9 protein-coding genes are annotated in these 7254 nt (G+C 73.7%); 8 read left to right on the forward strand and 1 reads right to left on the reverse strand.

Annotated elements, in window-relative coordinates; translation table 11 throughout:
* The 7 genes from narH to ACFRCR_RS02585 all read left to right on the forward strand — a co-directional run bounded on the left by narH (window position 1) and on the right by ACFRCR_RS02585 (window position 5334).
* Window positions 1-1527: a nitrate reductase subunit beta gene (gene narH / locus ACFRCR_RS02555; RefSeq protein ID WP_377675306.1), complete on the forward strand. Its 1527-nt coding sequence runs from the start codon at window positions 1-3 to the stop codon at window positions 1525-1527.
* Entirely contained in the window at window positions 1524-2282 is a 759-nt protein-coding gene (narJ, locus tag ACFRCR_RS02560) for a nitrate reductase molybdenum cofactor assembly chaperone (protein ID WP_377675309.1), read from the forward strand. The genes narH and narJ overlap by 4 nt, the downstream gene beginning before the upstream one ends.
* A gap of 3 nt (window positions 2283-2285) precedes the next feature.
* Window positions 2286-2993 (forward strand): respiratory nitrate reductase subunit gamma, encoded by a 708-nt coding sequence (gene narI, locus ACFRCR_RS02565; RefSeq protein ID WP_377675312.1) that lies wholly within the window; start codon window positions 2286-2288, stop codon window positions 2991-2993.
* Window positions 2990-3442, forward strand: coding sequence for a molybdenum cofactor biosynthesis protein MoaE (locus ACFRCR_RS02570; RefSeq protein WP_377675315.1), 453 nt, complete (start codon window positions 2990-2992; stop codon window positions 3440-3442). Before narI ends, ACFRCR_RS02570 begins: the two co-directional genes overlap by 4 nt.
* Before the next feature lie 119 nt (window positions 3443-3561).
* On the forward strand, window positions 3562-4590 hold the full coding sequence (gene moaA / locus ACFRCR_RS02575; RefSeq protein WP_377675331.1) for a GTP 3',8-cyclase MoaA: 1029 nt from the start codon (window positions 3562-3564) through the stop codon (window positions 4588-4590).
* 46 nt (window positions 4591-4636) lie between these two features.
* Window positions 4637-4891, forward strand: a complete 255-nt coding sequence (locus tag ACFRCR_RS02580; protein ID WP_377675317.1) for a MoaD/ThiS family protein — start codon at window positions 4637-4639, stop codon at window positions 4889-4891.
* A complete protein-coding gene (locus ACFRCR_RS02585) occupies window positions 4888-5334 on the forward strand; it encodes a hypothetical protein (protein ID WP_377675320.1) in 447 nt (148 codons plus the stop codon). Before ACFRCR_RS02580 ends, ACFRCR_RS02585 begins: the two co-directional genes overlap by 4 nt.
* Window positions 5335-5368: 34 nt before the next feature.
* Here ACFRCR_RS02585 and ACFRCR_RS02590 read toward each other — a convergent pair whose 3' ends face one another.
* Window positions 5369-6292 carry a ketopantoate reductase family protein gene (locus ACFRCR_RS02590; RefSeq protein WP_377675322.1) on the reverse strand — a complete coding sequence of 308 codons (924 nt, stop codon included), beginning with the start codon at window positions 6290-6292 and terminating at the stop codon, window positions 5369-5371.
* Window positions 6293-6532: 240 nt separating this feature from the next.
* Between ACFRCR_RS02590 and ACFRCR_RS02595 the strand changes: the two genes are divergently transcribed.
* Window positions 6533-7084 (forward strand): hypothetical protein, encoded by a 552-nt coding sequence (locus ACFRCR_RS02595; protein ID WP_377675325.1) that lies wholly within the window; start codon window positions 6533-6535, stop codon window positions 7082-7084.
* Window positions 7085-7254: the final 170 nt, after the last annotated feature.

Here is a 7254-nt window from a genome sequence, read left to right on the forward strand (position 1 = left end):
ATGCGGGTCATGTCGCAGGTGGCGATGGTCATGAACCTCGACAAGTGCATCGGGTGCCACACGTGCTCGGTGACGTGCAAGCAGACGTGGACGAACCGCGACGGCGTCGAGTACGTGTGGTTCAACAACGTGGAGACCAAACCCGGTACGGGGTACCCGCGCGGGTACGAGGACCAGGACCGCTGGCACGGCGGGTGGGAGCTCGACCGCAAGGGACGGCTCCGGCTCCGCTCGGGCGGGCGGCTGCGCCGCCTCGCGTCGATCTTCGCCAACCCGGACCTGCCGGGCCTCGACGACTACTACGAGCCCGCGACGTACGACTTCGACCAGCTGATCTCCGCGCCGGCGAACTCGCCGCAGATCCCGGTCGCGCGCCCCAAGAGCGCGATCACGGGCAAGGACATGAAGATCACGTGGGGTCCCAACTGGGACGACGACCTGGGCGGCTCGCCGCAGATCGCGTCGAAGGACCCCAACCTCGCGTCGATGGTCGACAAGGTCCAGCTCTCGTTCGAGCAGACGTTCATGTTCCACCTGCCCCGGATCTGCGAGCACTGTCTCAACCCGGCGTGCGTCTCGGCCTGCCCGTCGTCGGCCATGTACAAGCGCGTCGAGGACGGGATCGTGCTCGTCGACCAGGACGCGTGCCGCGGGTGGCGCATGTGCGTCTCGGCGTGCCCCTACAAGAAGGTCTACGTCAACCACCAGACGGGCAAGGCCGAGAAGTGCACGTTCTGCTTCCCGCGCATCGAGGCGGGGCAGCCGACCGTGTGCGCCGAGACGTGCGTGGGCCGCCTGCGCTACATCGGCCTCGTGCTCTACGACGCGGACGCCGTCGAGGCCGCCGCGTCCGTCGAGGACCCGAAGGACCTGCTCGACGCCCAGCGCTCGGTCTTCCTCGACCCCACGGACCCCGAGGTGATCGCGGCGGCGAGGGCTGCGGGCATCGCCGAGGACTGGATCGGGGCGGCCCAGCGCTCGCCGATCTGGCAGCTCATCCAGAAGTTCCAGGTCGCGCTGCCGCTGCACCCCGAGTACCGGACCATGCCCATGGTCTGGTACGTGCCGCCGCTCTCGCCCGTCCTGGACGTCACGACCGAGCTCGGCAAGGACGACGCCGACGCCGACGACGTGTTCCACACCATCGCGTCGTTGCGCATCCCGCTCGAGTACCTCGCGAGCCTCTTCTCGGCCGGGGACGTCGACGTCGTCGCGGGCGTCCTCATGAAGCTCGCCGCGATGCGCAGCCACATGCGGCGCCGCACGCTGGACGGGGAGGTCGACGAGGCGCTGCTCGCCCAGGTCGGGTACTCGGCCGAGGACGTCGAGGAGCTCTACCGGCTCCTGGCCGTCGCCAAGATGGAGGACCGGTACGTCATCCCCGCGGCGCACAAGGAGGACGCGGCCGAGATGGCGTCGTGGGCGTCGGGCTGCTCGCTCGACAACCCGGGCGGGCCCGGCATGAGCGCGGCCTCCACGCGCGGCGGGCCCGTCTCGGTGCCCCTGCAGGTCCGGAGGCCGTCATGACGACGCAGGCTCCGCCGTCGGGCAGGAGGGCGATCATCCCGCTCCTGCGACGCTCGCGGCGCAAGGACCTCGTCGAGGTCCCCGCCCGGGCAGACGTCCTCGCGCTCGCCAGCCTCCTGCTGGCCTACCCCGACGACGCCTGGTACGCCGACGCGAACGAGCTCGCCATGGCCGTCGCGGCCCTGCCCGAGTCGCCCCCGGCCGCCCACCTGCGCGCGTTCTGGGACCAGCACTCCCGGCTCGCCCCGCGCGCCGCGCGGGCCCACTACGTCGAGACGTTCGACCTGCGCCGCAAGTCGTCGCTGTTCCTCAGCTACTACCTGCACGGGGACACGCGCCAGCGCGGCATGGCGCTCCTCGCGCTCAAGCAGCGCTACCGCGCGTGCGGGTTCGCGCCCGACGACGCCGAGCTGCCCGACTACCTGCCCATGGTCCTCGAGTTCGCCTCGCGCGCCGGGACCGGGGCGGGGGAGGCGCCGCTACGGACCCACCGCGGCGGGATCGAGCTCATCCGCCGGTCGCTCGCGGACCGCGGCTCGCACTACCGCGAGATCCTCGAGGCCGTGAGCGACCTCCTGGGGCCCGTGTCCGAGCGCCAGCGCGGCGAGGTCGACCAGCTCGCGCTCACCGGCCCGCCCACCGACGACGCGGGGCTCGAGATCGCGTCGATGCCCTACGGGGGAGCGAGCTGGACCGACACGCCCGGCGCGCCCTTCGGCCCCCCGGAATTCACCTGCGCCCCGGAAGGACGCTGACTCATGTGGGACACACTCCTCTTCGTGGTGCTGCCGTACGTCTGCCTCGCGATCTTCGTCGTCGGGCACGTGTGGAGGTACCGCAACGACCAGTTCGGCTGGACGACCCGCACGAGCCAGGTGCTCGAGAAGCGCTGGCTCGCGTGGGGCTCGCCCCTGTTCCACTTCGGGGCGCTGTTCGCGATCCTCGGCCACGCCGCAGGGCTCCTGATCCCGACGTCCTGGACCCAGGCCCTCGGGATCTCCGACCACACGTACCACGTGGTCGCGGTCGCGGCCGGGACGGTCGCGGGCGTGCTGCTGTGCGCGGGCCTCGTGATCCTGCTGCTGCGCCGCTTCTACGTCTCCGACCGCATCCGCGTCGTCACGACCCCCATGGACCGGGTCCTGTACCTCCTGCTCACGGTCGAGATCGGGGTCGGCATGTGGCAGACCGTCGCGATCAACGTGTTCGGCTCGGGCTACGAGTACCGGGGCACGGTGTCCGTGTGGTTCCGCCAGCTCTTCGTCCTGCAGCCCGACCCGTCGCTCATCTCCTCGGCGCCCGCGGTCTACGGCTGGCACGCGGTGCTCGCCTGCCTCCTCCTCGCGATCTGGCCCTTCACGCGGCTCGTGCACGTCTGGTCGGTACCTGTCGCGTACCTGGCCCGGCCGTACGTGGTCTACCGGCAGCGCTCGGCGACGGCCGGACGGGGCAAGGTGCGCGCGTGAGCGCGGACCGAGCCGATGCCGTCCCGGTCGCCCGCGTCGTCCACGCCGGCGTGGGGGAGTCCGTCCTCGACGTGGCCGCGCACGAGCGCGCGGTGGCCTCCGCGCACGCAGGGGCCGTCGTGACCTTCGCGGGCGTCGTGCGCGACCACGACGGCGGCCGGCCCGTGGCCGCGCTCACGTACGAGGCGCACCCCGACGCGGACCGGATCATCGGCGAGATCGCGGCGCGGGTCGCGGCCCGCTCGGGCGCGGTCCGGGTCGCGGTGTCCCACCGCGTGGGCGACCTGGTGATCGGCGACGTCGCGCTCGTCGCAGCCGTGTCCTCGGCCCACCGCGCCCAGGCCTTCGCGGCGTGCGGCGACCTGGTCGAGGAGGTCAAGGCCTCCCTGCCCGTGTGGAAGCGTCAGGTCTTCGCCGACGGCACGCACGAGTGGGTCGGGGCGCTGTGAGGATCGCACCCACGGTCGAGCGCCCTGTCGGGAACCTCCTGCCCGACGGCGCCGCATCCGCCGAGCACGTCGCGTCCGGGCGCACGGACCCGGGCCGCGCGACGCCGTCGGGGGGGCCGTTGCCCGAGCGGGCGACGCCGTCGGCCACGGACCGCGGGGGCACCACCGGCCTCGTCGACCGGTTCGGACGGCGCCACCGCGACCTGCGGATCTCCCTGACCGACCGCTGCTCCCTGCGGTGCACCTACTGCATGCCGGCCGACGGAATGCCGTGGCTGCCCTCCGACGAGCTGCTCACGGTCGCCGAGATGACCCGCGTCGCGGCCGTCGCGGTCCGGCACGGTATCGAGGAGATCCGCCTCACGGGCGGCGAACCGCTCCTGCGCCCCGACATCGTCGAGATCGTGGCGGGCCTGGCCGCGCTCCCCGGCGCTCCCGAGGTGTCGATGACCACCAACGGACTGCGGCTGCCGGCGCTCGCGGGCCCGCTGCGCGACGCGGGGCTGAGCCGGCTCAACATGTCGCTCGACACACTGCGGCGCGACAGGTACGTGCAGCTGACGCGGCGCGACCGCCTGGACCGGGCGCTCGACGGGCTCGCGGCCGCCGACCGGGCGGGCTTCACCGGGACCAAGCTCAACGCCGTCCTCGTCCGGGGCGTCAACGACGACGAGACGGTCGACCTGCTGCGGTTCGCGCTCGGCCGCGGCTACGAGCTGCGGTTCATCGAGCAGATGCCGCTCGACGCGGGCCGGACGTGGACCCGCGAGGGCATGGTCACGGCCGACGAGGTGCTCGTGTCGCTCAGCGGATCGTTCGACCTGGTCCCCGTGCCGGCGCGCGGCGCGGCCCCCGCCGAGCGGTGGACGGTCGACGGCACGGACGCCGTCGTCGGGATCGTGGCCTCCGTGACGCGTCCCTTCTGCGGCGCGTGCGACCGGATCCGCCTCACGTCCGACGGCCAGCTCCGCAGCTGCCTGTTCGCACGCGAGGAGACCGACCTGCGGACGCTCCTGCGCGCAGGAGCCGACGACGACCGGATCGCGGCAGCGCTCGGCCTCGCGGTCCGCACCAAGGCCGCCGGGCACGCCATCGGCAGCGCCGGCTTCCGCCAGCCCGAGCGCGGCATGTCCGCGATCGGGGGATAGCCCCCACCCGAGACCGCACCGACCCCGCACGACAAGGAGTGACGAGATGCCCGCCATCACCCTGCGCTACTACGCTGCGGCCCGCGCCGCGGCGAACGGCCTCGACGAGGAGGTGATCGAGACCGAGAGCCCGGCCGCTGCGCTCCGCGTCAGCGCGCGCCGGCACGGCGAGCCGATGCGACGCGTGCAGGTCGTCTGCTCGTACCTCCAGGACGGCCGCGCGCTGCGCCCCGAGTCGGCGGCCGCCGCCGTCGCCGGGCCGGTGACGATCGACGTCCTCCCACCCTTCGCCGGCGGATGAGCGACATGGCGAGGTCCTCGGCGAGCGCCGTCGACGTACCAGAGATCTACCCGCCCCTGGACGCGCACGAGTCGACCCTCGTCCCGTGCCGGCACCGGGCCGGGCTGCACGGGCCCCTGACCAGCGGGTGGCTGCTCGCCGCGAGCGTGAGCCAGCTCGGCGCCGTCATCGTCGTCCTGTGGTGCGGGCTGCAGGCCCACCCGGTCGTCTCGCTGCCCGTGGCCGCGCTGCTGCTCGCGGCCATGCTCGCAGCCCACTGGCTGGTCTCGATCACCGTGTTCGCGCTCGGTCGAGCGCGGTTCCGTCGCCTCGAGCGGCGCTACGTCGCCTGGCTCGACGGTCTGACGGCCGAGCAGCGCGCGCAGCACTGCCACCGCGCCCAGCGCAGGCTCCTGGAGCACGAGAGAGCACCCCGACACTGGGTCGTGCCCGCCGACTGGTAGCGGTGCGTGTTGCGCGCACCGTCCGGGGAGCGTGTCAGGACAGCTCGGCGACGAGCCGGGCCGTGCGCGGCACCGCGACGCCGTGGTGGTCGGCGGCACGCACGACGGCGCCACCGATCGCGTCGACCTCGAGCGGTCGGCCCGCCTCGGCGTCGCGCTCCATCGAGGAACGGGCGCCGGCGGGGAACCGGTCGTACAGGGCCAGCGACGCGGCGGGGTCCGACGGAGCGCCCGACGCCGTCGCGACCGCCGCGACCTCGGCGACCAGGGCCTCGAGCTCGTCCCGGTGGGCCGTGCGCACCTCGCCGATCGTCGCGCGGTGCCGTGTCGTGAGCAGGGCCAGCGGCGCCAGGAACGACAGCTTGGCCCACACGAGCGCGGCCTCGTCGGGCCGCACCCGTACCGTGATCCCGGCGCGCGCGAGGAGGTCGCGCACGCCCTCGACCGCGTCCGCCGGTGCGTCGCCCGGGGCGAGGTCGATCTCCACGAACGGACTGCCGTGCACGATCTCTCCCGGCGCGACGCGCGTCGCCTCGACCCGGATCACCGCAGGGACGACCCGCTCGGAGCCGTACCGGCTGCGCAGCACGTCCAGGTGCTCGACGCCGTTGAGCAGCGGCACGACGACCGCGCCCGCGAGCGCCTCGGGGGCGACACGGTCGAGGGCTTCCGTCAGTCCGGTCGCCTTGACCGCGACGAGCAGCACGTCGACCGGTGCGGTGAGCTGCGCCGTCGCCCGGGCGGCGACCTCGACGTCACCGAGCTGTCCGCTGCGGACGTGCAGTCCGTGCTCGCGCAGGGAGGCGGCCGTCTCGTCGCGCGCCACGAACGTCACCGCCGCGTCACCGGCACGGGCGAGCAGCGCCCCGACGAGGCCGCCGACCCCGCCGGCGCCGAGCACGGAGACCTCCCGCACGCTGCCGTGCACCGTCGTGGTCTCCGTCGTCCAGTCGCTCATCGACCCAGGAGACCACACGTGCGGCCGGTGCCGGGCACGGACGTGCGTCCCGCGACCGTGAGGGTGGTCACGGGCCTGGGCACCACCAGGGGACGCGCCTCGGTGGGCGGGTGGTGGAACGAACCGGACAGGTGCCTCGTTGGTGATTCACGACAGCCCGTGAGCACGGCACCGGCGAAGCAGGCCGGTGGACCTCCGGGACGGACGAGCGTGCGCACGACGCACAGCAGGGACGAAGCGATGCCGGTGCAGCAGACCGAGACCACCCGCCCATGGACGTTCGACGCGCGTGCCGGTGCGGCCTACGGGCTCATGACCGCTGCCTGGTACACCGTGCCCGACCTCGTCGAACGGCGCCGGACCCGGGCGCTCCTCAAGACGGCCTGCGGGGTCGCCGGTGCCGCGGTGCTCCTGCGGACCGGCGAGGGCCGCCAGGCGATCGACGGCGTCCGCAAGGTCCGCGACGCCCTGCGGGACACCGAGGGCACCGAGGTCGCCGCAGGCCCGACGGCTCTCTGGGAGCAGGCGTCCGACGACGTCCCGGACGACACGCTGCACTCCCTCACGCCGGTCGAGATCACCCCGGGCGGAAAGGTCGCGATCGCCGTCGGGGCCGCCGTCGTCCTCGGGGCCACGACCGCGTTCGCCGTCGTCGGGGAGAAGGGGGCGTACCGCTGGGGCGAGCGCATGCGCGCCCGCGGGCTGCGCGCCCCGCACCTGCGCGTGGGACTCGTCCTGGGCGCCGCCGCGGCGGTCCTGGGAGGCCTGGTCCCGGCGTCCGAGGACGACTGACGCCCACCGAGGACGACTGAGAAGGAGTCGCGGCGGCTGGCCGAGGTCCGGCCGCGCGTCGTCGAAGCGGTTGGCTGCCGGATCACCGTTCCACGAGATCGGGCGGGTTGTCGCATCCGGCGCGGCCGAGGCGACAACCAGCCCGACCTCGACGACAACCGGTCCGTCGA

Origin of the sequence: Oerskovia sp. NPDC056781 (genome assembly GCF_042789955.1) — a bacterium.
Classification (GTDB): domain Bacteria; phylum Actinomycetota; class Actinomycetes; order Actinomycetales; family Cellulomonadaceae; genus Oerskovia; species Oerskovia rustica.